General features: G+C 70.6%; 27 protein-coding genes and 1 tRNA gene. 15 read left to right on the top strand and 13 right to left on the bottom strand.

Translation table 11 applies throughout. The features are described 5' to 3' along the window. Positions 1 to 492 (bottom strand): hypothetical protein (locus WH85_RS47235; protein WP_052720662.1); only part of this gene is annotated, 492 nt, incomplete at its 3' end. A gap of 55 nt (positions 493 to 547) precedes the next feature. On the opposite strand from WH85_RS47235, the gene WH85_RS22120 reads away from it, so the two are divergent. Both WH85_RS22120 and WH85_RS22115 read left to right on the top strand, forming a co-directional pair. Next, on the top strand, positions 548 to 1,393 hold the full coding sequence (locus tag WH85_RS22120; RefSeq protein ID WP_045743839.1) for a PHP domain-containing protein: 846 nt from the start codon (positions 548 to 550) through the stop codon (positions 1,391 to 1,393). A 104-nt stretch (positions 1,394 to 1,497) separates the two neighbouring features. Next, entirely contained in the window at positions 1,498 to 2,640 is a 1,143-nt protein-coding gene (locus WH85_RS22115) for a GAF domain-containing sensor histidine kinase (RefSeq protein WP_045743838.1), read from the top strand. Here the strand turns inward: WH85_RS22115 and WH85_RS22110 are convergent. Then, on the bottom strand, positions 2,609 to 2,974 hold the full coding sequence (locus WH85_RS22110) for a hypothetical protein (RefSeq protein WP_045743837.1): 366 nt from the start codon (positions 2,972 to 2,974) through the stop codon (positions 2,609 to 2,611). The two genes, WH85_RS22115 and WH85_RS22110, sit on opposite strands and share 32 nt — an antisense overlap. A gap of 59 nt (positions 2,975 to 3,033) precedes the next feature. Here WH85_RS22110 and WH85_RS22105 point away from each other — a divergent pair, with 59 nt between their 5' ends. Continuing rightward, entirely contained in the window at positions 3,034 to 3,666 is a 633-nt protein-coding gene (locus WH85_RS22105) for a TetR/AcrR family transcriptional regulator (RefSeq protein ID WP_045743836.1), read from the top strand. A gap of 84 nt (positions 3,667 to 3,750) precedes the next feature. On the opposite strand, the gene WH85_RS22100 is transcribed toward WH85_RS22105, so the two are convergent. The 3 genes from WH85_RS22100 to WH85_RS22090 form a co-directional block, all read right to left on the bottom strand. Next, positions 3,751 to 4,350 (bottom strand): M23 family metallopeptidase, encoded by a 600-nt coding sequence (locus tag WH85_RS22100; protein WP_245674043.1) that lies wholly within the window; start codon positions 4,348 to 4,350, stop codon positions 3,751 to 3,753. A gap of 66 nt (positions 4,351 to 4,416) precedes the next feature. Continuing rightward, the gene (locus WH85_RS22095; protein ID WP_045743834.1) at positions 4,417 to 5,613 is read right to left on the bottom strand and encodes a CobW family GTP-binding protein; all 1,197 of its coding nucleotides are present in this window, start codon (positions 5,611 to 5,613) and stop codon (positions 4,417 to 4,419) included. Continuing rightward, positions 5,610 to 6,635 (bottom strand): GTP-binding protein, encoded by a 1,026-nt coding sequence (locus WH85_RS22090; protein WP_052720661.1) that lies wholly within the window; start codon positions 6,633 to 6,635, stop codon positions 5,610 to 5,612. The genes WH85_RS22095 and WH85_RS22090 overlap by 4 nt, the downstream gene beginning before the upstream one ends. 46 nt (positions 6,636 to 6,681) lie before the next feature. Between WH85_RS22090 and rpmB the strand changes: the two genes are divergently transcribed. The 4 genes from rpmB (at position 6,682) to WH85_RS22070 (ending at position 8,080) form a co-directional block, all read left to right on the top strand. After that, positions 6,682 to 6,918: a 50S ribosomal protein L28 gene (gene rpmB, locus WH85_RS22085; protein WP_045743833.1), complete on the top strand. Its 237-nt coding sequence runs from the start codon at positions 6,682 to 6,684 to the stop codon at positions 6,916 to 6,918. Next, positions 6,918 to 7,085: a 50S ribosomal protein L33 gene (rpmG, locus tag WH85_RS22080; protein WP_045743832.1), complete on the top strand. Its 168-nt coding sequence runs from the start codon at positions 6,918 to 6,920 to the stop codon at positions 7,083 to 7,085. The genes rpmB and rpmG overlap by 1 nt, the downstream gene beginning before the upstream one ends. A gap of 64 nt (positions 7,086 to 7,149) precedes the next feature. After that, on the top strand, positions 7,150 to 7,455 hold the full coding sequence (gene rpsN, locus WH85_RS22075) for a 30S ribosomal protein S14 (protein ID WP_045743831.1): 306 nt from the start codon (positions 7,150 to 7,152) through the stop codon (positions 7,453 to 7,455). Positions 7,456 to 7,648: 193 nt separating this feature from the next. Beyond that, positions 7,649 to 8,080: a nuclear transport factor 2 family protein gene (locus tag WH85_RS22070; protein WP_045743830.1), complete on the top strand. Its 432-nt coding sequence runs from the start codon at positions 7,649 to 7,651 to the stop codon at positions 8,078 to 8,080. Positions 8,081 to 8,096: 16 nt separating this feature from the next. On the opposite strand, the gene WH85_RS22065 is transcribed toward WH85_RS22070, so the two are convergent. Continuing rightward, a complete protein-coding gene (locus WH85_RS22065) occupies positions 8,097 to 8,612 on the bottom strand; it encodes a GNAT family N-acetyltransferase (protein ID WP_045743829.1) in 516 nt (171 codons plus the stop codon). Between the two features lie 60 nt (positions 8,613 to 8,672). After that, complete coding sequence (locus tag WH85_RS22060) at positions 8,673 to 9,758, bottom strand: alkene reductase (RefSeq protein ID WP_083449171.1); 1,086 nt, start codon at positions 9,756 to 9,758, stop codon at positions 8,673 to 8,675. Between the two features lie 150 nt (positions 9,759 to 9,908). Between WH85_RS22060 and WH85_RS22055 the strand changes: the two genes are divergently transcribed. Then, positions 9,909 to 10,457: a hypothetical protein gene (locus WH85_RS22055; protein WP_052720659.1), complete on the top strand. Its 549-nt coding sequence runs from the start codon at positions 9,909 to 9,911 to the stop codon at positions 10,455 to 10,457. A gap of 88 nt (positions 10,458 to 10,545) precedes the next feature. Here the strand turns inward: WH85_RS22055 and WH85_RS47230 are convergent, their stop codons facing one another. From WH85_RS47230 to WH85_RS22045, 4 genes are all read right to left on the bottom strand, one after another. Beyond that, complete coding sequence (locus WH85_RS47230) at positions 10,546 to 11,694, bottom strand: LPXTG cell wall anchor domain-containing protein (RefSeq protein WP_157411153.1); 1,149 nt, start codon at positions 11,692 to 11,694, stop codon at positions 10,546 to 10,548. Between the two features lie 118 nt (positions 11,695 to 11,812). Next, positions 11,813 to 11,968: a hypothetical protein gene (locus tag WH85_RS50625; protein WP_157411152.1), complete on the bottom strand. Its 156-nt coding sequence runs from the start codon at positions 11,966 to 11,968 to the stop codon at positions 11,813 to 11,815. A gap of 327 nt (positions 11,969 to 12,295) precedes the next feature. Continuing rightward, positions 12,296 to 12,392, bottom strand: a tRNA-OTHER gene (locus WH85_RS50620). Between the two features lie 25 nt (positions 12,393 to 12,417). Next, the gene (locus tag WH85_RS22045; RefSeq protein WP_045743864.1) at positions 12,418 to 13,149 is read right to left on the bottom strand and encodes a DUF7873 family protein; all 732 of its coding nucleotides are present in this window, start codon (positions 13,147 to 13,149) and stop codon (positions 12,418 to 12,420) included. A gap of 107 nt (positions 13,150 to 13,256) precedes the next feature. Here WH85_RS22045 and WH85_RS22040 point away from each other — a divergent pair, with 107 nt between their 5' ends. Beyond that, positions 13,257 to 13,877: a hypothetical protein gene (locus WH85_RS22040; protein WP_045743828.1), complete on the top strand. Its 621-nt coding sequence runs from the start codon at positions 13,257 to 13,259 to the stop codon at positions 13,875 to 13,877. A gap of 1 nt (position 13,878) precedes the next feature. Here the strand turns inward: WH85_RS22040 and WH85_RS22035 are convergent, their stop codons facing one another. Beyond that, positions 13,879 to 15,024, bottom strand: coding sequence for a PucR family transcriptional regulator (locus WH85_RS22035; protein WP_483757015.1), 1,146 nt, complete (start codon positions 15,022 to 15,024; stop codon positions 13,879 to 13,881). Between the two features lie 115 nt (positions 15,025 to 15,139). Here WH85_RS22035 and WH85_RS22030 point away from each other — a divergent pair, with 115 nt between their 5' ends. From WH85_RS22030 to WH85_RS22005, 6 genes are all read left to right on the top strand, one after another. Beyond that, complete coding sequence (locus tag WH85_RS22030; RefSeq protein ID WP_045743826.1) at positions 15,140 to 16,411, top strand: cytosine permease; 1,272 nt, start codon at positions 15,140 to 15,142, stop codon at positions 16,409 to 16,411. Next, positions 16,411 to 17,412 carry an LLM class flavin-dependent oxidoreductase gene (locus tag WH85_RS22025; RefSeq protein WP_045743825.1) on the top strand — a complete coding sequence of 334 codons (1,002 nt, stop codon included), beginning with the start codon at positions 16,411 to 16,413 and terminating at the stop codon, positions 17,410 to 17,412. The genes WH85_RS22030 and WH85_RS22025 overlap by 1 nt, the downstream gene beginning before the upstream one ends. Next, on the top strand, positions 17,409 to 18,584 hold the full coding sequence (locus tag WH85_RS47225; RefSeq protein WP_052720655.1) for a M24 family metallopeptidase: 1,176 nt from the start codon (positions 17,409 to 17,411) through the stop codon (positions 18,582 to 18,584). Before WH85_RS22025 ends, WH85_RS47225 begins: the two co-directional genes overlap by 4 nt. Beyond that, entirely contained in the window at positions 18,581 to 19,834 is a 1,254-nt protein-coding gene (locus WH85_RS22015) for a threonine synthase (RefSeq protein WP_211275419.1), read from the top strand. Before WH85_RS47225 ends, WH85_RS22015 begins: the two co-directional genes overlap by 4 nt. Next, on the top strand, positions 19,831 to 20,778 hold the full coding sequence (locus tag WH85_RS22010; RefSeq protein ID WP_045743824.1) for an LLM class flavin-dependent oxidoreductase: 948 nt from the start codon (positions 19,831 to 19,833) through the stop codon (positions 20,776 to 20,778). The genes WH85_RS22015 and WH85_RS22010 overlap by 4 nt, the downstream gene beginning before the upstream one ends. 435 nt (positions 20,779 to 21,213) lie before the next feature. Next, entirely contained in the window at positions 21,214 to 22,293 is a 1,080-nt protein-coding gene (locus tag WH85_RS22005) for a thioesterase domain-containing protein (protein WP_045743823.1), read from the top strand. Here WH85_RS22005 and WH85_RS22000 read toward each other — a convergent pair. Continuing rightward, positions 22,279 to 23,517, bottom strand: a complete 1,239-nt coding sequence (locus WH85_RS22000; RefSeq protein WP_063775534.1) for an MFS transporter — start codon at positions 23,515 to 23,517, stop codon at positions 22,279 to 22,281. The genes WH85_RS22005 and WH85_RS22000 overlap by 15 nt on opposite strands. Positions 23,518 to 23,566 lie beyond the last annotated feature (49 nt).

Raw genomic sequence — 23,566 nt, 5'->3', positions numbered from 1 at the left:
CGCCGGGTGGGCGGTGCGGATGCGGTTCAGCTCGGCGAAGAGGGCGTCGGGACCGGGGGTCATCGAGCCCACGACGACGGTGAAGGACGGGCGGCCGCGGCGGAGGTGCGGGCGCTGGACCGGCGCCGTGCCCTCCAGGTGGCGGACGTTCTCCACGCGGTCAGGGATGATCACCAGGCGGGTCAGGGAACCCATGAGACGGCGTTCCACGGCGGCCACCGACGACCAGGGCAGGAACATCGGGCGGCGCAGGGTGGGCGTGAACGCGATGCCGGCTTCGGTGAGGCGGATTCGGGCCAGGGAGTCGCGCCGGAGGAGGGCGAAGGCGGCGGACGCGCCGACCGGGCCGGCCACGAGGGGGATCATGTCGGAGGCGTCGACGGTGGCGCTGCCCGCTATCAGCATCGCGATCAGCCGGGTCAGGATGACGGCGGTGACGGCCCACCCGGTGATGGTCAGCCACATCCGGCCGCGGTTCACCTGAAAGTCCACCCCCGCATTATGGACCTTGACAGCGGGCGGGTATCGACGGCGGTAGCGTCGGGGTGTGGGTCTGCCTGGTGACAGTCATGTGCACAGTGAATGGTCGTGGGACACCACGGCTGCCTCGATGGAACGGACGTGTGCGCGGGCCCTTCACATCGGGCTGCCTGCTGTCGCTTTCACGGAGCATTTCGATCACACCGTGTGGCGGATTGCGGTCGACGGGCCGTACAAGATGGACAATCTCACCCGGCTGGCGGACGACGACGGCGTCCTGACCCCACCGGTCTTCGATTCTCAGGGGTATCTCGCGGCTGTCGAGCGCTGTCGGGAGCTGTTCCCTGGGCTGCGGATTCTCAGTGGTGTCGAGGTGGGGGAGCCGCACTGGCATGCCGAACCGGTCGGGCGTGTGCTGGCCGGGGGCGGCTTCGACCGGGTGCTCGGGTCGCTGCACTGCCTGCCGGACCGGGGGAGTTTCGCCGAACCGTGGCTGATCTTTCCGCACCGGGACGCGCGCGAGGTGATGCGGGAGTACCTCGGTGCCGTCGCCACGATGGCGGCGATGGACGGGGTGTTCGAGGTGCTGGCGCACATCGACTACCCGCTGCGGTTCTGGCCGGCGCAGACTGCCGGGGTGTTCGATCCGGCCGACTTCGAGGAGGAGTTCCGGCACGCGCTGCGGATCACCGCCGGTTCCGGGCGGGCGCTGGAGGTCAACACCCGGCTGCCGATGGACGCCACGATTCTGCGCTGGTGGCATCAGGAGGGCGGGGAGGCGATCACGTTCGGCAGTGACGCTCACACGCCGGACGCGGTCGGGCACGGGTTCGCCGCTGCGGCGCACATGGCTGAGGCGTACGGGTTCCGGCCCGGCGCGGACCGGCATGCGCTGTGGGGGCGGGTGGACTGATCGCGGATCGCGATGGGTCAGGGTGCACCCGGATCGCAACCGGCAAACGTCAGGACGGCGCCCGCCGGGCCGAACCATAGGGGGTACAGGGAGGAGACCCCGCGATGTCCGACACCTCCATAGCCGTCGCGGCCGAGCGGTACAGGTCCGCGGTGGACGCCGTACCCGAAGTGCTGGAACTCGCATCGGAGGCCTGCCAGGTCCCGATGGCCGCGCTCAAGGTCGTCGGCGGGGGCAGTGCCCACTTCGCCGCGACGCTCGGCATTCAGACGGTGGTCGACGTGCCCCAGTCGATGTCGCTCTGCGACATCGTGTCCGCGGCCGACGACACCATGGTCATCAATGATGCGGCGCGTGACCCGCGCCTGTCGACGCACCCGCTGGTCCGCGGCACCGAGCACGTCCGGTTCCTGGGCGCCGCCCCGCTGCACCACGACGGGCAGATCGTCGGGGCGCTGTGCGTGTTCGACGATGCGCCGCGCCGCCGCAACACCGACACGATCAGCCGGCTGCTGTCGCGGATCGCCCGCCGGGTGGACGCCGAGACGAACCTGCGGCACCTGCTCACCCATCAGCCGTTCCCGGTCGCGAAGGACCAGGACGAGGTGATCTCGGCGATCTCGCACGAGATCCGGACGCCCCTGGCGGTGATCCGGGGCAGCCTGGAGATCCTGGCGGGTTCGATCGCCCCGGGTTCCGAGCGGCCGCTCGACGCGATCGCCCGCAACACCGACCGTCTCTGCCGTACGGTCGACAACCTGCTGTGCGCGGCCGATCAGCAGAGCCGCGAGCCGGTCGGGGAGCCGCGCCTGACGGACCTGGCGACCGTGGTGTCCGCGGCGGCGACCGGTCTGGGCCCGTGTGCGCACCGGCTGCGGATGGACCTGCCCGCCGCGCCGATCCGGATCGTTGCGGACGTCCGTCTGCTCGCCATCGCCGTCGGTCACCTGCTCAGCAACGCGCTCGGCTTCGGCGGACCGGACAAACCGGTCGATATAGCGATCACCGCCGAACCGCAGCCGACGGTGACCGTTCGCGATCAGGGTCCCGGGTTGGCGCCGGCCGAACTGGAGATCATCGGCCGGCCGTTCGTCCGGGGTGACGCCGCCCGCCGGGAGCAGGCGCCCGGCCTCGGCCTCGGCCTGTCGATCAGTCGCCGGATCGTCGAGGCGCAGGGCGGTTACCTGCTGCTGGAGAGCACGCCGGGGGCGGGTCTCACCGCCCGGATCCTGCTGCCGCCAGCCTGACCGTGACGAGGACCCGCTTGCCGTCGCGGCGGGCGGTGGCGTGCCCGGTCCGGACGACGTCGTCGAGGCGCAGACCGATCGGTCCGCCCTCGTCGAGGAAGTTGCGCCACCAGTTCTTCGCGTCCGGCATCATCACCTCGATCGTCACGCCGTCGGCGGTCCGGCGGTAGGCCACCGGGATGCTGAACTCCGTGCCGGACCGCCGGCCGGTGTACGTCACGACGGTCATCCGCCGGTTGACGAGCCGCCCCCAGCGGGGCGAGTTCTGCAGTCCGACGACGCAGCTGTTGAACCGGTCGACGAAAACGGTCACGGGTCGTGCCTGAGTACGCATGACGGCGACGCTATCCGCCGAAACGGAGAGCGTCGTCCGCCCACCTTAAAGTGGGAGCAATGAGCGCCCCCGCCTCTCCACTTCTGCGGTCCGACGCCCGCCGCAACCGGGACCGCATCCTCGACGCCGCCCGGGACCTGTTCGCCGTCCGCGGCCTCGACGTGCCGATGGCCTCGGTCGCCCGCCGGGCCGGCGTCGGCGCTGCCACCCTCTACCGCCACTTCCCGACCAAGGAGTCCCTGGTCACTGCGGTCTTCGCCGAACAGTTCACGGCCTGCGTGGCGGTCGTCGACCGCGCCCTGGCCGACCCGGACCCCTGGCGCGGCTTCTGCACGCTGCTCCACAAGGTCTGCGACCTGCAGGTCTCCGACCGCGGGTTCGGCCAGGCGTTCCTGGCGGCGTTCCCGGACACCGGCGGGGTCGCCGCCGAACGGGCCCGCGGCTACCAGGGTTTCGTCGAGCTGACCCGTCGCGCCCAGGCCGCCGGCCGGCTGCGCCCGGACTTCGTCCCCGCCGACCTGGCCCTGCTCATCGCCTCGGTCTGCGGGCTGGTGACGGTCGCCCCGGACGAGGCGGGCGCCGGCGCACAGCGGCTGGTGGCCTATCTGCTGGCCGCGTTCGACGCCCGCCACACCGGTCCGCCGCTGCCGCCGGCCCGCCTGGGGATGCGCCATCTGATCCAGGCCGGGTGAGCCGGTCACGCTCCTTCCGGGGTACGCCCACCGCCCGGTGCAGCCGCGCCGCCGTGTACCGGCGGTAGCCGGTGACCGGGAGTGTCAAGGGCAGTTCTCGCTCTTGAGTTTCACGTCGTACTCGGCGTCGTCGGAGGTGATGCCGGACGGGACGCCGTTGAAGTACGTCTCCTGCTTCTCCCCGGCGGCCACCTCCTCGAAGTGCAGGTGCGGGGCGCTGGAGTTGCCGGTGCTGCCCACCTTGCCGAGCTGCTGGCCCTGGGTCACCTCGTCGCCCTTGCTGACCATCGGCGGTTCCAGCATGTGCAGGTACAGCGTCGCCCACCGGCCGCCGTGGTCGATCTTCACCCAGTAGCCGCCGCCGCGGCCCTGCGGGCCCTTGGGGTTCTCCGGGGTACGCCCACCGAGCTCCCCGTTGATCCCCGCCTCGATCACCGTGCCCGGGAACGACGCGTGCACCGGGCGGCCCCAGGCCTTGCCCTTGGCGGGGTAGAGATCGACGTCGAAGTCGTCGTGCCCCGGATAGGTGGTGAGTTCCCAGGTCTCCCCGCAGGCGACCGGCAGCTGGAAGTTCGGCCGGGGGCCCGGTGGTCCCAGCACCGGCGTGAGCAGCGCCGCCCCCGCCACGATCACGGTGATCCCGGCGAGGGTGGCGAGCAGGAGGGAGCGGCGCTTATTGATCACCACTTGATGGTCGCAGGCGGACGCTTCCCCCGCCTCACGGCGAATCCGCCGCATGGCGAACCCGCCTCACGGCGAATCCGGGAAGCAGCCGGCGAACGGGTCGGGCAGGGCGCTCCAGGTGTCCGCCCCGGCCGCGAGTTCGACGTCGCTGAGCAGGCAACCGGCGAGCCGGTCGTGCAGGTCCGCGGTGTCCATGCCGAGGCCGACGAAGGCCAGCGCGGTCCGCCGGTCGCCGTAGTACGGGTCCCAGGTCACGTCCGCGGTCAGCCGCCGCAGCGCGCTCACCTCGGACCAGCGCTGTGCGGGGAGGGCGTCCAGCCACCGGCCGAGGGTGCCCAGGCTGATGCCCTGGCCGGCGGACTCCCAACCGACCGCGATGTCCGGCTGCGAGGCGATCCACATCTGGCCGCGGCCGCGCAGCGTACCCGTGGTGATCTCGGGCAGGGCCTCGTGCAGGCGTCCGGCGTGGAACGGCCGCCGACTGTCGAACAGCATCGCGGACACCCCGCAGGACCCGTGCGGATCGTGGACGCCGATCGGCATCGACTCCAGGGCCCGGCCGATCATGCCGGGGGCGTCCGGATCGTGCCGGCCGGTGCGCCGCAGCCGCCGGGTCAACTCTGCGGTGCCGTCCGTGTCCGGGACCGCCACGACGGTCGCCCACGGCACGAGCAGCCGGGCCGTCGCGGTGACCCGGTCGGCCTCGGGGCGTCCCCACACCACGACGGTGTCGGCGAACTCGACCTGCCGGGCGACCACCTGCGCGACGGCCCGGGAGTCGTCGTCGGCCGCGTGCAGGTCCCGGTCCCGTAGGTCGTCGTCGGTGCTCAGGTCGTCGAGGAAGTCGGCGGTGTCCAGGACCGTCACGTACGAGTCGAACCGCAGCGCCGGATGGTCGCAGGCGTCCGCGACGTCCTCCGGTTCGATCACCGGCGGCAGGACGAGCAGCACGTCCCGGCGCCCGTGACCGAGCCTGATCAGGGTGGGCAGGACGTCGTCGTGCAGGGTGCACGACACGCAGCCGTGCACCAGCGCGACGGTCGTGTCCTCGAGGACGTGCCGCTGGTCGCGGACGACGCGCCGCACCAGACCGTGCCGGATCCGGGTGATGTCGTGCTCGACCAGCACCAGGGCCGGGTCCTCGGCGAGTAGCCGTGCCGCCACGGCCCGGGTGGCCGGCGGGCTGAATCCGGACAGGACGGTGATGCGGGGCCGGGTGTCGGCGGGGGGTGGCGCGGTGGTCCGGGCCGGCTCGAGACTCATGGGAGCAACTCCCCGCGGGCGGCGAAGGTGTCCGGGAACCGTTGCCAGCCGTCCGGGCCGAGCGACAACTCGGCGTCGGTGAGCAGGCAGCGGGCCAGGGTGCGGTGCAGGCGGACCGGGTCGGTGCCGACGCCGACGAAGGCGAGGTGCTGGTGCCGGTCGCCGTAGTACGGATCCCAGTCGAGCGCGGCGGCGATCCGGCGTTCCGGGTGCGCTTGTTCCCAGGCGCCGTCGTCCTGCCCGTCGAGCCAGTGGCCGGCCGGTGTGACGGTCAGGACCCCGGCGGACTCCCAGGAGAGCACCCGGTCGGGCTGCCCGGCCAGCCAGAAGTGCCCGCGCGAGCGCAGCACCTGCTCGACGATCGCCGGCAGCGCCCGGTGCAGGCGCTCCGGGTGGAACGGCCGCCGCGCCTTGAACACACAGGCCACCACGTCGTCGCGGGACACCGGCTCGTGCACGCCGACCATCCGGCCCAGCAGTCCGCGGGTGGACGCGGCGACCGGTTCCCCGAACCGGCCGGCCGGGCGCCGCACGGTTGCCGGCAGCCGCGGGTCGTCCAGGCCGAGGACGCCGGCCCAGGGCGCGAGCCGTCGCAGCAGTGTCCGCAACTGATCGGCTTCCCACTGTTCGCCGCTCTCCGGTCCACCCTGGATGACGATGGTGCCGGCCTGCTCGATCTGCCGGGCGACGAGCTCACTGACCGGGCGGTCCGCGGTCAGCCCGTCGAGCAGTAGGTCGGCGGCGACCACGGTGACCGGTGCGGCGGTTCCGGTCATGTCGCTTGTCCAGGCCCGGCGCAGGTGGTCGGGTTCGCAGCCGTCCGGCATGACCACCACGGTGTCGCGCTCCGATCCGCCCGCGACGGTGATCAGATCGTTGACCAGGTGTGCCACCGGTGTGCCGCCCCGGTCCGCGAAGTCCACGACGGACCCGGGGCCGGCCAGCCGGTCGGCGGCCGTCCGGGTGGCGTGCGGCCAGAACCCGCAGAGCGGGACGACCAGCGGTGCTGAAGATCGCCTCATGGGGTCCCATCTTGTTGGAAATGATTTTCATTGTAAAGTCTGCCGCATGTCTTCCGTCTGTGACGTGACCGGAAAGTCGCCGGGCTTCGGCAACGCCGTGTCGCACTCCCACCGCCGCACCCGCCGCCGCTGGAACCCGAACATCCAGCGCCGCCGCTACTGGTTGCCCTCCGAGGGCCGCCACATCCGCCTGAACGTCAGCACCACCGCCATCAAGATCATCGATCGGGACGGCATCGAGGCGGTCGCCGCCCGCGTCCGGGCCCGGGGAGTCCGATTCTGATGGCCCGGTCCACGGACATCCGGCCGGTGATCAAACTGCGGAGCACGGCCGGCACCGGGTACACGTACGTCACCCGCAAGAACCGCCGAACCCATCCCGACCGGCTCACGCTGCGCAAATACGACCCGGTGGCGCGGCAGCACGTGCTCTTCCGCGAGGACCGCTGATCCTTCCGCACCGGTGCCGTCGATGCCGGCACCGTCCGCAATCATCGAACGTGAGGAATGCCCCATGGCACGTCGCTGCCTGACGGAACGCGAGACCCGCCGATCGCAACTGGTAGATCGGTACCGGTCGGAGCGTACAAAATTAAAGATCTTGATCTCTGCACCTGACACCGACGGCGTCACCCGGGCCGACGCGGTGCGCCGCCTGGCAGCCCTGCCGCGCGACTCCAGCCCGTCCCGCCGCCGCAGCCGCGACAGCATCGACGGACGGCCGCGCGGTGTGCTGACCAGATTCGGTCTGTCGCGCGTCCGGTTCCGCGAGATGGCGCTGCGCGGCGAACTACCCGGAATCCGCAAGGCCTCCTGGTGACCGTTTCGCCTGTGGCTGTTCTCGATCAGCCTTGACCGCCTCATCCCCGGCAGTTTCCGATCAGCGTCGATGCCGGGCTGCCGCGCGGACCGCCCGGTCCGCGCGGCAGGAAGCGGCGGTGGTCCGGCCAGGACCGATCGGTCCGTCCTCCTTGGGGGTACGCCTACCGTGAGTCCCCGGGCTACCGTCGGGCATGGCCGCTGACGTGGACGAGGACATCGCCGATACCCTGGACGAGGCCGTCATCGGCGCGCTGATCAGGACGTTCTTCGCGGCCTTCGTGTCGGGCGACGACGCCCCGGCCCGTCTCGACGCACTGCCGGGCCTGTTCCTGCCCGAGGCGGTGATCGTCCGCACCGGCCCGGACCTGGCCGTCTACGGCGTGGAGTCGTTCATCGCCCCGCGCCGTGATCTCCTGACCAGCGGCCGCCTGACCGATTTCACCGAACACGAACTGGCCGGCCACACCGCCGTCGCCGGTGACGTGGCCCAGCATCTCTGCACCTACACCAAGTCGGGCCTTCTGGACGGCAGGCCGTTCACCGGCCGAGGAGTCAAGACCTTTCAACTGGTCCGCACCACGTCGGGATGGCGCCTGTCCGCCGTGGCCTGGTCAGACGAGTAGCGTCGCCGGCGAAGGTTCAGGGGATGCGTTTCACCAGGAAGCGGGAGGGGTCGGCCATCTCGTGCACCGAGCCCTGATCGTCGATGAACGGGTAACGGTCCAGGTAGTGGCAGCCGGTCTCCTGGTAGCCCAGGCGCAGGTACAACGCCGCCGCCCTCGGATTGCCGTCGGAGGCGCCCAGACCTATCCGGTGGCGGCGCCGATCCGCGGCCAGCCGTTCGGCCGTGCGGATCAGCGCCGTCCCGATACCCCGGGACTGGTGTTCGGGGACCACCACCAGGCCGTTGATCTCGGGGCAGCCGGGGAAACGGGCGCGGACCGGCGACTCCTTCGCGCCCTGCCACAGCAGTTCGGTGCTGCCGACCGGTTCCTCGCCGAGCCAGGCGATCAGGAAGGTGCTGACGCCCGCACACTGCCGCCGGAAACGGAACTCGTGATAACGGTTCGGCCCGGTGGGGGAGTGCTTCTCCCACACGGCGACATCCGTCCACCGGCACTGCTTGACGACCAGTCGTGCGGCTTCCTCGCCCATGCTGAGCACGGTAGAGAGATCCGCTGCGCGATTCCACCCTGCACGACGTCGCCCGCGAGGTTAAGCGCTTGCGGTACGGGCCGGGTAATCGGTGTAACCGCTGGCCCCACCGATGTAGAAGGTCGCCGCGTCCGGCGCGTTCTCGTCGGCACCGGCAGCCCAGCGCTCGACCAGATCCGGGTTCGCGATCACCGCGCGGCCGACCGCCACCGCGTCACCGGCGTCCTCGCCGACCAGCCGGACCGCCTCCTCGCGGGTGGTCTGCACGCCGAAACCGGTGTTCACGATCACCGGGGCCCGCACCGCGCCGCGGATCTTCTGGACCAGCGGGCCGGCCGGATCGGCGTGCAGGATGTCCACGAACGCCAGACCGAGCGGGGCCAGACCGGCGGCCAGCGCCAGATAGGTGGCCAGCACGTCGTCGGCGTCCGTCTCCAGCGCGCCCTGGATGTTGTGCTCCGGCGAGATCCGGATGCCGGTACGGTCCGCGCCGACCGCCGCCGCGACCTCGGTGGCCACCCGGACGGCGAGCCGGGCCCGGTTCTCCGGGGAGCCGCCGTACTCGTCGGTCCGCTGGTTCGACGCCGGCGACAGGAACTCGTGCAGCAGGTAACCGTTGGCGCTGTGCAACTCGATCCCGTCCAGGCCGGCCGCGATCGCATTCCGGGACGCCGCCACGAAACCGGCCACCACCTCGTCGATCTCCGCGGTGGTGAGCGCGTGCGGGACCGGCAGCGGCTCCCGGCCATCGGGTACGCGGATGTCGCCGGGCGCCGCTACCGCGCTCGGCGCCACGACCCGTCCGGAGAGGCTGACCTGCGGGTGCGAGATCCGGCCGCCGTGCATGACCTGCATGACGATCGTCCCGCCGGCCGCGTGCACCGCGTCGGCGACCCGGCGCCAGCCGGCCACGTGCTCGGCCGTCTCGATGCCGGGCTGACCGATCCAGGTGCGGCCCTCGCCGACCGGCCACGTGCCCTCGGTGACGATCATGCCGACCGAGGCGCGCTGCCGGTAGTGCTCGACGAGCAGGTCACCCGGGACGCCGTCGGCGCCGGCCCGGATCCGCGTCAGCGGGGCCATCACGACCCTGTTGCGCAGGTCGATCGCCCCGAACCGGACGGGCGTGAAGATCTTGTCGGACAACGGTGGTTCCTTTCACGCGTACACAGGAAGGCTGTTGATCGGTTAAAGATCTGAAGCACCGAAAACCATGCCGGGTTGTGGGCACGGTCTCGCCATCGACGTCCGGGGCACATCCCGGACAGCGGCGCGGGTGGTACTACCGTGATCAACATGGTGAGCGCGAAGCCGGAGAGCATGCGGGAACGGGTCGTCCGGTACCGGGTCGACCGGTCGTTGACCGGGGACCAGGCCGCCGCGCGGATCACGGCCTACCTCTACGGCAACATCGTCGTGTTCGCCACCACGGTCCCGCTGACGACCGGGGACGCCGTGCACGGGCACGCCGTTCAGTTGCTGCTCGGCGTCGCGGTGTCGACGTATCTGGCGCACGTGTTCTCGGAGATCGTCGGGCATCAGGCGCGGGCGGGGGAGCCGATGACCCGCGCCGGGATCTGGCACGAGATCGGCGACTCCCGGCCGATCGTGAGTTCCGCGCTGGTGCCGGGTCTGCTGCTCGCGGCGGCGTGGGCCGGGTGGACGGCGGGGGACACCGCGATCCTGCTGTCCGAGATCTACCTGCTGATCCGGCTGGCGTTGGTGGGCTTCCTGCTGGAACGGTTGCGGTCGCAGCGGCCGTCGATCCACACGTTCGTCGCCGGGCTGGTGCTCGCGGCGGTCGCGGCGGGCATCGCCCTGATCAAGGTGTACCTGGGCCACTGAACCGTCGAGCTTTTCCTGATATATCCGATTTATCGGGTCTTGTTCTGGCGGGGGCTCGTGGCCCCCGCCAGACGGCTCCGTCCCGCGGTCAGGAGGACTTGCGGCGGGTGAAGTAGAGAGCCGCGCCGCCGGCCACCAGCAGGCCCACGCCCAGACCGGCCAGGCCCATGGCGTTCGGCCCGGTCCGCGGCAGGGCGCCGCCGGTGGAGACCGGAACCGTGGTGGCGGTGGCGGTGGCGCTCACCGAGACGGACGGGCTCACCGACGTGCCTACGGACGGCGACGCTGAGGCGGAGAGCGAGGGCGACGCGGATGCCGACGCTGATGCTGACGCCGATGTGGAAGCCGACGGTGAACTCGACGCCGAGGTGGAGGTCGACGGTGACGGCGAGCAGCCGGCCGGCTGCTGCCAGGTGCCGGTGTGGACGGCGCCGCTGTTGTCGCGGACGGTGAACGTGCTCAGCTGCGCCGGGCGGGCCTGGACCGTGCTCCGGCCGGCCGGAACCCGGTACTCCGACCAGGCGCCGTACTTCAGCTGCAGGATGAGGAATACGGCGTCGACGTTCGCGGCCGGACCGTTGGCGAACGTGGCGGTCATCCTACGGTCGCAGGTGGAGGTGAAGGTGACCGTCGGCTGCGGGGCGCACGCCGCACTGCCGCCGCGGGCGACGGCGATCCGGGGGACCAGGGCCTCCTCCTGCGCGGACAGCACAGCCGGGTCGGGAACCGTGGTACGCAGGACCACGATCTCGTGCCGGCAGGCGGGCACGTCGACGGTGACCGCGACGGTCGGCTGCGCGGCGTCGATGCGCAGGTAGGTGATCCGCTGGTAGACGATCCGCGGGTAGGCGTCGGCCTCCGGGGGCGTCGTGTAGGAGGCGACGGACACGGTCACCCCGTCACCCGCACACAGCGGTTTCGTGGTGGTGACCGTCACGGCTCCGGTCGTGTCGTCGATGTCCGCGTCGAACTCGGCGTCCGCCGCTGTCGTGCAGCTGTCGTCAGCCGCCGCCGGTGCGGCTGCGGGCATGCCCCCGAGCGCGCCGACACGGACTGGCGCGACAACCGCGGGCACGGCAGCGCCGGCCGGCGCAGCGGCTGGGGGCACGGCGGCGCGGACCGGCGCAGCGGCTGGGGGCACGGCGGCGCGGACCGGCTCGACTGCGCGGACCGGGCTGGTGAACGTGAAACCGCCGGCCACAGCGGCGGCAGTGATTGTCAGGAGCAAACGGCGCATGAACCATCCCCCGTGGATTCCGTAGCGGTGTCCGGAGGATACGGGTATCGATCAACGCCCGTGGCCCCTGGACCTCCCGTCACGTCGCCGGGGTGTGCCGTCGGTCCGGAGGCAGGGTTCAGTCGATGTCGTAGAGCACGGTGCCGGTGGCCGTGGTGACCACGCAGACGTCGGACGGTGCTGCCGCGGCGGCACCGGCCCAGCCCGCCCCGCCGATGACCGCTGCCGCGAAAGCGAGGGCGACCAGAAGCCGCACCCGGATCAGATGACGCATGGCATCTCCCTCCTCGAGGCGTCCACCCTAGGCGGCCGCGTCAAGCCCCGAAGATGGTGAAGCCCGGGGATATGGCCAATCCCCGGGCCTCCGCGTACCACTGAATTGCACACACCGGCACGTTTAAGGGTGTGGATCAATCATCAAGACATCGGGTTTTGCCTTTAAACTACCGCCGCTCGAAGCGCGGCGGGCCGGAATTGAACCGGCATCCGCTGTCGTCGTCCCACCCGGTCGATCCGGTGATCAGTGGTGAATGCTGACATTGGAGCGAGAATCTGAAATTCATACCGGCTGCCTCTGCCAGTTGGGCTACCCCCGCGCGAGTGGTGCGGGGAGCAGGACTCGAACCTGCACTGTCACCGGCTGGTTCAGCTTCAGCCTCAGCTGTCAGCTTTCGCGCCGCTGCCGGCGCGACCCCCGCGCTCCCACGGGGGAATCCATGACGGTCATCCGAACAGATAACCGAAGACGGCCGCTCCGACCTTCTGGTCGGTGACCTCGCTGTTGTTCGCCTCCTCGCGGGCGAACTTGACCGCGGTCTGCAGGGTGACGACCCGCTCGAGGATCTCGTTGACCCGCTTGGCCGGCAGCGCACCGGAGAACTTCAGCGTCGTCCAGTAGCCGACGGTGACATCCTCGTAGTACACCTCGACCTGGGCCGGGTGCTTGTCGGTGGCCTCCGCCTTGACGTGGTTGCGCGGCACCTTCTTGGTCCGGTTGGTGCGGACCGGCTCGGTGCGCCAGCTGTCGGTGGAGTCGTCGCGGATCCACGTCTCGGCCGCGTCGAGGACCGGCAGCTTCTTGACGAAGGTGTGCAGGTCGACGAGCTGCTTCTCGAGGAACAGCAGGTAGGTCACCGGCACCTGGGCGGCGATGGTGCGCCCGTCGACGACCACGTCGGCGCGGGCCACACAGTTCGTCCAGTCCTTCGTGGCGGTGACGTCGAAGAGCCGGGTCAGGGTGGCGGACATGTCCCGCAGGATGTCCTCGGCCTTGATCTGCACCCGCGTGGACTCCGGGGGCAGCTGCTCGCCCTCCTCGTCCTTCGGCTGGTACGTCCGGGAGATGCCGGCCAGCGGACCGGTCTTCTGCACGGCGTGGTGCGCCTCGCTCAGGTCGGCGAACGCCTTGCTCTTGACGCCCTTCTCCACGGCGATGATCTGGTTCAGTCTCGGCACGGTGTCCCCCTCTTCCGGCCGGAACCGTAACACCACCGATCAACCCGTCTCGACCCGTTTTCGACGATCCCGGGTGGCCGGCTCGGCGTGATCTCTAGGGTGGTCCCATGCGTCGTGTGGTGCGGTACGTTCCGGCCGGGCGGGAGATCGCCGAACCGGTCACCAAACTGAGTGGTCAGCCGGTGTGGCTGGAGACGCCGCAGTGGCCGATCTCCGCGTCGCGGAACCGGCAGATGCCGTTCGTGGGGCAGTTCCGTCTGGACGACGGCACCGGAGAGCCGCGCCTGGCCTACGTGTTCATGTCGGACGAGAACATCTGGGACATCGAGGACGAACAGAACGACGATTGGGATCCCGACGCCGACGATGAGGACGAGGTGGACGAGGACGAGGTCGGCGACACCTTCGATCCCGAGGGCGGCGAGAACGCGGTCATCATCCAGCCCGGCGGGCGGGTGCCGTCGTTCGTGACCGTCCGGCCCATCCGGACCGGGCCGGTCTTCAAGGACGATCACCTGCCGGAGGACGTGCCGGCCGCCGACGAGGAGAGTTGGCAGTTCCTGGGCGGGGAGCCGCGGTGGCTGCAACATCCGGAACCGCCGGGTGCCGGTTGGCGGTTCGTCGGGCAGATGACCGACGACCTGGGCCACAACTTCGGGGACGGCGGCATCGCGTACCTCTTCGTCTCGCCGGACGGCGCCGAGGGCCGCTTCCTGTGGCAATGCTGATTCAGGGCTGATCGAGTTCCTGGTAGCGCAGCGCCATCAGGATGTCGGCGCGGACCAGGGCGGCCGGGGCGTCCGCCTCCAGGGCGTCGGTGATCTGTTTCAGCCGGTAGGCGACGGTGTTCTCATGCAGGCGCAGTTCGGTCGCGGTGATGCGGGTGGAGAGGCCGGAGTGCAGGTAGGCGCGGAGGGTCTCCACCAGGTGGGGCCGGCCGAGCAGCGGGCCCAGGGCGCTCTGCACCACCTGGCGGGCGTCCAACGGGTTCTCCAGCAGCAGCACGTCGGCGACGACGGTGCCGAACTCGACCACGCCGAGGCGGCCCGCGTGCCGGCCGGCGGAGAGGGCGGCCATCGCCTCGCGGCAGGAGCCGGCCACCTCGCCGAAGCGGGGGCGGGGCAGGCCGACGCCGATCACCATCTCGTCGCGGCGGACGACCCGGTTGAGGGCGGCGATCAGGCCGGGCACCTCCGGGGTGACGATCACCGCAACGTCGTCGCGGGCGCCGGCCACGGTACGGCTGGGCAGGATCGGCCGCAGAGCGTCCAGGACGAGCCGCTGGGCGCGGGGCAGCAGGTGCGACCCGTGGACGGCCAGGGCCCGATGTTCGGCCTGGACGGCGACCCCGACGAGGCGGGCCCGTTCCTCGATGACCTGCGGGTCGAGGCGTTCCGCGCCGGTCAGCCGGGACACCAGGTCGGTGGCGATCTGTTCCAGGTGGCCGGCGACCTCGGTGCGGGCCCGCCGGTACGCCTCGGTGGACGCCGAGATCATCGCGTCGACCGCGGCGGCCAGGTCCCTGGACGACTGCCGGTGCTCGTCCGCGGTCATCGGCGCGTCGACCGTCGCCAGCCAGGAGAAGACCTCACGTTCGGCGCGGTGCCAGGAGGTGACCACGGCTTCGATCGGCACGCCCTGGATGGCGCGGCGTTCGCCCAGCCCGGCGGCGGTGGCCAGTTCGTCCCCGGCGGGCGGGCGGCGTTCGGCGACGCAGATCAGCAGGGTCCGCATGTTCGGGGTGATCGTGCCGACCAGGTCGTCGAGGTCCATGCGGTCCTCGTCATATCCCGGTAACTGCCGCCACACGTCGGTGACCAGGACCCGTGCCAGATCGGTAACACGGCTGAGAAGAAGGTGTGCTCGTTGTGGCACATCCACAATAAGTCGCCGCCCATCTTCTCGTTCACCTGGGTATTTTCGGTCGTGGGACGCCTCGATTATGTGGTGAATCGCTAACCGCGACCAGCCCGGCTATCAGGAGAGCGCGATGCCCGACGACAGGACCCTCGTGGCGGACATGGACGACCATGCCCTCGAAGCCGTACCGGCCTCGCAGCGCAAACCGCTGCTGCAGCTGATCGTGGTGCAGGTCGGCTGGAACATCAGTGTGAGCAGTTTCCTGGTCGGCGGGGTGGTCGGCGCCGGCACCACGTTCGGCGAGGGGATGGCCGCGATCGGCGTGGGCAACCTGGTGCTGGCCGTGGTGGCGTCGCTGATCGGCATCATCGGTTTCCGAACCGGCCTGACCAGCTATCTCGCGTCCCGGGCGGTGTTCGGGCGGTCCGGCTCGGTGGTCGTCTCGATCGTGCTCGGCGTGATCGCGATGGGTTTCATCGGTGTGCTGATGGACACCTGGGGCGGCGCGGTCCACAAACTGATCCCGGCGATCCCGTCGTCGGTGTTCGTCATCGGGTTCGCCCTGGCGATCCTCACCACCGCGATCTTCGGGTTCAAGGGACTGCACAAGTTCTCGATGGTCGCCGTGCCGGTGCAGGTGGCGATCGGCCTGTTCGCACTGTTCCGGATCGGGAGCCTGGAGGGCGGGTTCGGTGCGGTCTTCGACGCCTCCCCGGCGGCGTCGATCGGGTTCTCGGCGGCGGTCAGTTCGGTCATCGCCACCTGGGTCACCGGTGCGGCTCTGGTCTCCGACGTGCAGCGGTACGCCCTCAAGGCCCGCGACGTGGTGATCTCCTGCGTGCTCAGCTTCGTGGTCGGCGTCGGCATCTTCGAGGTCATCGCGACGGTCTCGGCGATGAAGGTCGGCAACAGCAACTTCGTGGTCGTCATGCAGGGTCTGGGCCTGCTCGCCCCGGCCGCGGTGCTGCTCTTCCTGGCGCTGTGGAACACCGCCGACAACAACATCTACAGTGCCTCGCTGGCCTTCACCTCCGCGTCGAACCTGGTCAAGCTGAAGATCTCCAAGCCGGTGTGGACCGTCGTCGCCGTGGTGATCGCGGTGGCCATCGCCTTCCTCGGGGTGGCCGGCCAGTTCGGCAGGTTCCTCACCGTGATCGGCGTGGTGGTGCCGCCGTTCGCCGGCCTGCTGATCGCGCACTTCTGGATCCTCGAACGCCGGGTCGAGAACGTGCTCAAGGACCTGCCGGCGGTGCGCTGGGAGGCCGTCGTCTGCTGGATCGCCGCCGCGCTGCTCGCTTACTACACCGACTTCCTGCTGGCCAACGCGATCGAGGGCCTGGTCGCCGGGTTCGTTCTTCACACCCTTGCCGGAGTGGCACTCAAGAAGAAGGTCGCCGCCTGATGCGCTACGGACTGGGAGTGCCGACCGGCACCGAGGGCCTGATGTACGCCGTCCCGTACGCCGACATCGACCAGGCGGTCGAACTCGCGATCAAGGCCGAGGAGTACGGGTTCGAGTCGGTGTGGGGCAACGACCACATCACCACCCAGCGGTACGTGCGGGACGGTTTCGACACCCCGCCGCGCTACTACGACCCGTTCGCCTACTTCAGCTATGTCGCCGCCGTCACCGAACGGATCCGGCTGGCTACCGCGATCATGGTGCTGCCGTTCCGCAACCCGGTGGTCGCCGCCAAGCAGGTCGCGACCCTGGACCACCTGTCGCACGGCCGGGCGGTCCTCGGCGTCGGGATCGGCGCGTACCGCGAGGAGTTCCAGGCGATGGCGCCCGGCACCCCGCTGCACCGCGGCGAGCACGCCGAGGAGGCGATCGTCGCGCTCCGCAGGCTGTTCACCGAGCGACGGGCCGGTTTCGACGGCAAGTGGGTGAAGTTCGACGACGTGGAGAGTTACCCGAAACCGGTGCAGACACCGCTGCCGATCCTGTCCGGCGGGAACGCCCCGGGCAGCCGGTCCCGTGCCGCCCGGCTGGCCGACGGATGGCTGCCGGCCTGCCTGTCACCGGCCGAGGTGGCGAGCGGCCTCGGCCTGATCCGGGCGGAGGCCGAGCAGCACGGACGTACCCTCGGCGACGATTTCGACGTGGCTCTTCAGGTGTGTGTGAGCGTGGCGCCGACCCGGGAGGAGGCGTGGCGGCGGTTCGAGTCGTCGCAGCTCTTCCACCACCTGGTGTCGCTGTCCAAGACCACGTTGAAGGACCAGGGCGTCGACGACCTGATCTCGCGCAACCTGATCGGTACGCCGCAGGACATCATCGAGCAGGTCGAGCAGTACCGCGAGGCCGGCGTCACCACGATGGCCGCGCTGTTGTTCGCCGCCGGTTCGGTCGGCGAGACCATCGACATGATGGCCGGATTCGGTCAGGAGGTGATCGCCCGGTGAGCGCCGCGCTGATCACGGCCGCCCTGGCGACGGCGGTGCTGCCGGAACGCCCGCAGGTCGATCTCACCGCCCTGGCCGCCGAGCGCCTGGCCCGGCTGCGGGCCGAGCTGGCGGCCGCGCCCTGCGACGCGATCGTGCTGACCGAGTCCGAGAGTGTCCTCTACGCGACCGGCTACCGCAGCATGCCCGGTCAGGTCTTCCGGGCACACCGGATCGCCGCGGTGGTCACCGCCGACGACCTCTGGCTGGTCTGCGCCGCCTCCGACGCGCCCGCCGCCGCGGCCGCCGGGATCCCGGTCGATCGGATAGTCCCTTTCGGTCGCTTCTACGTCGAGGCCGGCACCGGGGAGGCGGATCACGCGGCGATCACCCGGATGGCGGACCGCCATCCGGATCTGGAGACGGCGGTCCGCGAGGTGGTCGCCCGCCTGCGTCCCGGGACGCGCGTCGCCCACGAGAACGACACCGGCGTGGCCTCCGCGGCCCGGTCCGTCAAACTGCCGGGCGAGGTGCGTCTTCTGGGGTACGCCGCGCGGCTGAGCGAATCCGCCGTCACCGCCGCGCTGGCCGTGGCCGGCCCCGGCACCACCGAACGCGAGCTGGCCGCGGTCATCGCCGCCACCATGGTCGCCGGCGGTGGTGATCCCCGGTTCGTGGTGGCCACCACCGGCCCGAACAGCGCCCTCGCCGACGTGGTGCCGACGTCGCGCGCGTGGCAGCCGGGCGAGACGGCCCGGTTCGACGTCGGGTGCGTGGTCGACGGCTACTGGTCGGACATCGGGCGGACCGCCGTGCTGGGCGAGCCGGACGACCGCCAGCGCCGGGTGTACGCCGCCGTGCACGCCGGCGAGCAGGCACAGCTGGACGCGGCCCAACCCGGGATCAGCGCCACCGCACTGTTCAGGCTCGGACTCGAGGGCACCGCGGCGGGCGTGCCGAGCTATCGGCGCCAGCACTGCGGGCACGGCATCGGGCTCGCCGTCTACGAGCCGCCGATCATCGCGCCCGGCGTCGACGTCGCGCTGCGACCGGGGATGACGTTCTGTTTCGAGACGCCGTACTACGAGCTGGGCTGGGGCGGGATGATGGTCGAGGACACCGTGGTGATCACCGAGGACGGACACACGATGCTCTGCGCGGGCTCCCGCGAGCTGACCGTGGTGCCGGCATGAGCGCCTACACCGGGGAACTGCGCTGCGTCCGCTGCGGTGCGGGATATCCCGACCCGTCGATCGGGTTGATCGGCGCCGGCTGTCCGGCCTGCGCGGCCGAGGGGAGCCCGGCCAACGTGCTTCCCGCGTACCGGATGACGGGTCTGACCGGTGTCCCGACCGTGACCGGCGCGCCGGGGATCTTCCGGCACCGGGCCCTGCTGCCCCTGGCCGACGCGACGGTGCCGGTGAGTCTCGGCGAGGGCGGCACGCCGGTGGTCCCGCTGCCCGGGCTGGCCGAGGGGCTCGGACTGGGCGGGGTGTGGGTGAAGGACGAGAGCCGCAACCCGACCTGGTCCTACAAGGACCGGCTGGCCGCGGTGGCCACCACCAAGGCGGTCGAGGTGGGCGCGGAGACCGTGGTGGTGGCCAGCACCGGCAACCACGGCGCGGCGATCGCGGCCTACGCGGCCCGGGCCGGACTGCGCTGCGTGGTGCTGACCATCGCCTCGGTGCCGGCCACGATGAAGACGCTGATGCAGGCCTACGGCGCGCGGGTGGTCGCCCTGCCCCGGCCGGTGGATCGCTGGCATCTGATGCGCGAGCTGGTCGCCGCACGCGGGTGGATGGCCATGTCGGGGTACGCGGACCCGCCGGCCGGCTCGCACCCGTTCGGCGTCGACGGCTACAAGACGATCGCCTACGAGCTGGTGGAACAGTTGCCGTCGGTGCCCGACGTCGTGGTCGTCCCGGTGGCCTACGGCGACGGGCTGGCCGGCATCGGCCGCGGCTTCGCCGACCTGGTGGCACTCGGGGTGATCGGAAAGGTGCCGCGACTGCTCGTCGCGGAGCCGTTCGGCCCGCTCGCGGCTGCAATGGGATCGGGGGAACCGGTGGCCGTCCGGCCGTCGGTGGCGTTCTCCACCGCCTCACCGTTCTGGACCTGGCAGAGCCGGGCGGCGGTAGAGGCGTCCGGCGGGGCCGCGGTGGCCACCCCGGACGACGAGGAGATCATGGCGGCACAGCTGGAACTGGCCCGGCACGCCGGGATGTACCTGGAGGCGTCGAGCATCACCGCCGTGGTGGCCCTGCGGAAGGCGGTGGCCGCCGGGCTGGTGGCGCCGTCCGAGACCGCGGTGGTCATCGGGACGTCCACCGGGCTCAAGGACGTCGGCGCCACGGCGGCCCGGCTGACCGACGTGCCGGTGATCGAGCCGTCTCCCGCCGACCTGGACCGGGTGCTGTCGTTCTCGGGTGGGGCGGTGTCGTGAGGCTCGCGTTCTCGATCTCCGGCCGGCGGGACTCGGCGGGGGCGGTCCGGGCCGCGGTGGCCGCCGAGGAGGCCGGGTTCAACGACGTCTGGCTGACCGAGGACTACTTTGAGCGGGGTGCGTTCGCGCTGGCCGGAGCGGTGGCCGCCCACACCTCGCGGGTCCGGGTGGGCATCGGGGTGGTCAACCCGTGGACGCGGCATCCGGTGCTGACCGCCATGGAGTTCGCCACCCTCGACGAGCTCAGCGGCGGCCGGGCGGTGCTGGGACTGGGCGCCAGCAACGCCCACTGGATGACCGACAACCTGGGGATTCCGTTCGACAGGCCGCTGGCACGGACGCTGGAGGCTCTGTCCGTCATCCGGCAGGTGCTGACCGGACGGCACGTCACCTTCGACGGGGACTTCCATCAGGTGGACACCGGGCTGTCCTTCACCCCGGTCCGGCCGGACCCGCCGATCGTGCTCGGCGTCAAGGGGCCCCGGGCGGTGGCCCGGGGTGGTGCGGTCGCCGACGGGCTACTGCTGTCGATCCTGGCCGGGCCGGGATACGTGCGATGGGTGCGCTCGCAGGTCGGTGCCGGCACCGAGATCTCCGCCTACATAGGGGTTTCGGTGGACCCGGATCCGGCTGTGGCCCGGGACCGGATCCGGCCGATGGCGGCGCAGTACCTCGGTGTGCACGGCGACCACGTGATCACCCGGGAAGCAGGGGTGGACCCGGCGCTCGCCGCCTGGCTGCGGGCGGGATGGCTGGCCGGGGCGCCCCGGGCCGACCTGGTCAGTGACGCGCTGCTCGACGAGGTGGTGATCGCCGGTGACGTGGCCGGGGCCGCTCGTGGGCTCGAACGGTGGGCCGCGGCGGGGCTGGACGTGGCGGTGATTCGGGACGATCCGGCGGTCGACCCGGTCGAGACGTTGCGGGTGGCCCGGGAGATCGCCTGATCTCGGTCTCTACCGCTTGTCGACTGCCGGGTGACGAACACGCCCCGGGCCGGCTCCGCCGCCGACAGCCCGGGCCCTGGCCGAGCAGGTCCAGGCAGGAGAACTGCGGAACGGGCAGTCCCAGCGGTCGCAGCCCGGGCTTCAACCAGTTCTTCCTCTCCGGTCCAGCGGGCCCGAACGAGCGGACTGTTCGGCCTGAATAGCCAACCGTCGTGTTTGATCCGTCGGGGATGGCGTTGACGCTGGTCCGGGACGCGGTGTTCACCTCCACGGTGGCCTGCGTCCCGGCCCTGCTGTTGATCACGTTCCTGTTCACCCGGTGAACCGTTTCATGCGCCGGGCAGAGCTTGTGTCCGGACCGTTGCGGAGGGTGTTGAAAAATCGATTTTGATCTACTCTCGGAGGTGTGAGAACGCAGACGGGAGTGATCACCAGATGAGTTCGCCCGAGGCCGGCCCCTCCGCCGGCCGGCGCCCGACCGTTCAACCGAGATTCGCTTCCGAGCGGGAACTCCGGCGCATGGTCCGCGATATCCTGGGACGTTTCGATATCGGTGTCGACGAGAATCTCTTCACCGCCGGACTGAATTCACTTCAAGTGATCACCTTGACCGCCAGAATTCGATCCCGGTTCGGCGTACGTATCAGTCTGGCTGATGTGGTGCGGGCGCCGACCATCGCGGGGATCGCATTCACCCTGCGCGGAGACATCGCCCCGGCCGCCGACGCCGGCATTCTGGTCGCATTGCAGGTCGCCGCGGGTTCCGTGCCGTTGTACTGCGCTCATCCGATCGGCGGCAGCGTCATCCGGTATTTCGCACTGGCCGCCGCGATCGGCGCTGAACAGGCGTTGTACGGTCTGCAGGCGACCGGGCTCGCCGGGGGGCGGCCGCATCGTGATATCTCCGAGATTGCGCGGGCCGCCGCCGACGCCATGATGTCGCTGACCCCGGACGGTCCGTTCCGGATTCTCGGTTTCTCGTTCGGCGGTGTCGTTTCCGTGGAGATTGCGAGAATCATTCGTCAGCGTACCGGGCAGGCCCCGCTCATCATCATCGTCGATGCGGATGCTTCCATGGCCGGTCAGCCGTCCGATTCCGTCGCCGAGGCCACCGACCGCCTGGCGCGGACGCTCCTCGACAACGGTTCGGAGCGGATACCCCGCGGGCGTACCCTGACCCTCCCGGACCTGCATCGACAAGCTGTCGAGGCGGGTTTGGTAGACGTTTCCTATCCCATCGAGAAATTCGCTGTACTGCGCGACACCCTGGCGGGAAATCTGGAGGCACTCGCGCGCCACGACATCGAACACTATCCGGGCCGGTTGTTCGTCATCCGCGGGAACGAACCGGTGACCGATCCGGCTCTGGGGTGGCGGCGGCTGGCGGACGAGGTCGAGGTCCGCCAGGTGGATCTGCCACATTCCCTCCTTCTGGACGAGCGGGGTTCCCGGCGCATCGCGGACATCGTCCGGCCCCTGCTGAGTGGGGCGGCGGGGGCGTCACCCCTCTCGTGACGAGGCCTCGGGTTCCGCGGCATTCGGTGGATCGGACGGGCTGCCGCCGGACAGCTGCTCCCCGGATGTCTTCGGCCACGGCTTGGCCAGCAGGGCCAGCGTCACCACCACGGTGACGAGGGCGGTCGTGGCGATGGCGGTCGCGGGTTCCGTCACCTGCGCCAGACCTCCGACCATGATGGCGCACAGGGCCTGCATCGTGCTCTGGCCGCTGCCCACCACGCCCATCGCCTGTCCCAGCATCGGTTTCGGTACCAGCGAAACGAAGCGTTCCTGCAGGGAGAGGATGCCGGCGTAGCCGAACGAGGCTACGAAGGCTATCCCGGTGGCCACCGCCAGATTCGGGTGCAACACGAATACCAGATACGGGCACGCGAGCAGGAGGAAGAGCGGCATCGTCAGCCGGGTGCGCGTCTCGGGGCTCGTCCATCGGCCGATGGTCAGGTCGCCGATGAGCATCCCGACCGCGGCGGCGGTCAGGAGGGCACCGGCAGCCTTGCCGCCGTACGGGACGAACATCGACTCGACCCCGACGATGAGGCTGGCGGGCAGCCACAACGCCAGCAGAAGGCGCCGGATCGACGACGAGCTGAACAGTGTCCGGTTGCCGGCCCAGGTGGCGGCCAGGGAGGCACGCCCGGTTGCTCGTGGTTCCCGGTCTTGGAGGCGGAGCCGGAAGACGAGCGAGGCGGCGAAGCCCACGCCCGCCGCGGTCCACAGGGCGCCGATCGGGCTGACCAGTGCGAGGACGATACCGCCGACCGCGTACCCGACGATCTGCATGCTACCGATGCCGACGTTGAGCAGCGAACGGCCCAGGACGTAGGCTTCCTCCGGCAACACGTCCACGACCAGGGCGTTGCTGATCGCCCCCGCCACCGGGTCTCCGAACCCCAGGATCATGAGCAGCGCCAGCATCGCCCAGAGTGGCAGGACGCCGGTCGCCATCAGGACGAGAGCGGTGGCGTGCACGGCCGACCAGGTGGCCAGCGCGGTCCGTGGTCGCAGCCGGTCGGCCACGGACAGCAACGTCATCGCGCCGAGCGCCTGAGGCAGGAAGCCTCCGAGGTATGCGACCGCGGCGAGCAGGGGTGACCCGGTCTTCGCGTACACCAGTGCCGCCAAGCCTAAGGTCTCCATCATCTTGGCGATGACCGTTGCCGAGGTGGCGGTGAAGAGTACGCGGAATTCGCGGATGGCCAGGATCTGACGATAGGTTGTCATCGATCAAACCTCACGTTCTGTCTGCGGCGGCTCCTTTGCCGCGGCGAGC

It is taken from the genome of Actinoplanes rectilineatus, from assembly GCF_000962825.1.
Classification (GTDB): domain Bacteria; phylum Actinomycetota; class Actinomycetes; order Mycobacteriales; family Micromonosporaceae; genus Actinoplanes; species Actinoplanes rectilineatus.
The sequence above is the reverse complement of the archived record's forward strand: the minus strand, read 5'-3'. Positions and strand labels throughout refer to the sequence as shown.

Excerpts from the sequence above, each read along its gene's own strand:
- WH85_RS22105 (WP_045743836.1), top strand. The coding sequence starts at position 3,034 with ATGAGCGCCCCCGCCTCTCCACTTCTGCGGTCCGACGCCCGCCGCAAC.
- rpsN (WP_045743831.1), top strand. The coding sequence starts at position 7,150 with ATGGCACGTCGCTGCCTGACGGAACGCGAGACCCGCCGATCGCAACTG.
- WH85_RS22115 (WP_045743838.1), top strand. The coding sequence starts at position 1,498 with ATGTCCGACACCTCCATAGCCGTCGCGGCCGAGCGGTACAGGTCCGCG.
- WH85_RS47230 (WP_157411153.1), bottom strand. The coding sequence starts at position 11,694 with ATGCGCCGTTTGCTCCTGACAATCACTGCCGCCGCTGTGGCCGGCGGT.
- WH85_RS22025 (WP_045743825.1), top strand. The coding sequence starts at position 16,411 with ATGCGCTACGGACTGGGAGTGCCGACCGGCACCGAGGGCCTGATGTAC.
- WH85_RS22030 (WP_045743826.1), top strand. The coding sequence starts at position 15,140 with ATGCCCGACGACAGGACCCTCGTGGCGGACATGGACGACCATGCCCTC.
- WH85_RS22015 (WP_211275419.1), top strand. The coding sequence starts at position 18,581 with ATGAGCGCCTACACCGGGGAACTGCGCTGCGTCCGCTGCGGTGCGGGA.
- WH85_RS22095 (WP_045743834.1), bottom strand. The coding sequence starts at position 5,613 with ATGAGTCTCGAGCCGGCCCGGACCACCGCGCCACCCCCCGCCGACACC.
- WH85_RS22065 (WP_045743829.1), bottom strand. The coding sequence starts at position 8,612 with ATGGGCGAGGAAGCCGCACGACTGGTCGTCAAGCAGTGCCGGTGGACG.
- WH85_RS22070 (WP_045743830.1), top strand. The coding sequence starts at position 7,649 with ATGGCCGCTGACGTGGACGAGGACATCGCCGATACCCTGGACGAGGCC.
- WH85_RS22000 (WP_063775534.1), bottom strand. The coding sequence starts at position 23,517 with ATGACAACCTATCGTCAGATCCTGGCCATCCGCGAATTCCGCGTACTC.
- WH85_RS22005 (WP_045743823.1), top strand. The coding sequence starts at position 21,214 with ATGAGTTCGCCCGAGGCCGGCCCCTCCGCCGGCCGGCGCCCGACCGTT.
- WH85_RS22055 (WP_052720659.1), top strand. The coding sequence starts at position 9,909 with ATGGTGAGCGCGAAGCCGGAGAGCATGCGGGAACGGGTCGTCCGGTAC.
- rpmB (WP_045743833.1), top strand. The coding sequence starts at position 6,682 with ATGTCTTCCGTCTGTGACGTGACCGGAAAGTCGCCGGGCTTCGGCAAC.
- WH85_RS22090 (WP_052720661.1), bottom strand. The coding sequence starts at position 6,635 with ATGAGGCGATCTTCAGCACCGCTGGTCGTCCCGCTCTGCGGGTTCTGG.
- rpmG (WP_045743832.1), top strand. The coding sequence starts at position 6,918 with ATGGCCCGGTCCACGGACATCCGGCCGGTGATCAAACTGCGGAGCACG.
- WH85_RS50625 (WP_157411152.1), bottom strand. The coding sequence starts at position 11,968 with ATGCGTCATCTGATCCGGGTGCGGCTTCTGGTCGCCCTCGCTTTCGCG.
- WH85_RS22110 (WP_045743837.1), bottom strand. The coding sequence starts at position 2,974 with ATGCGTACTCAGGCACGACCCGTGACCGTTTTCGTCGACCGGTTCAAC.
- WH85_RS22040 (WP_045743828.1), top strand. The coding sequence starts at position 13,257 with ATGCGTCGTGTGGTGCGGTACGTTCCGGCCGGGCGGGAGATCGCCGAA.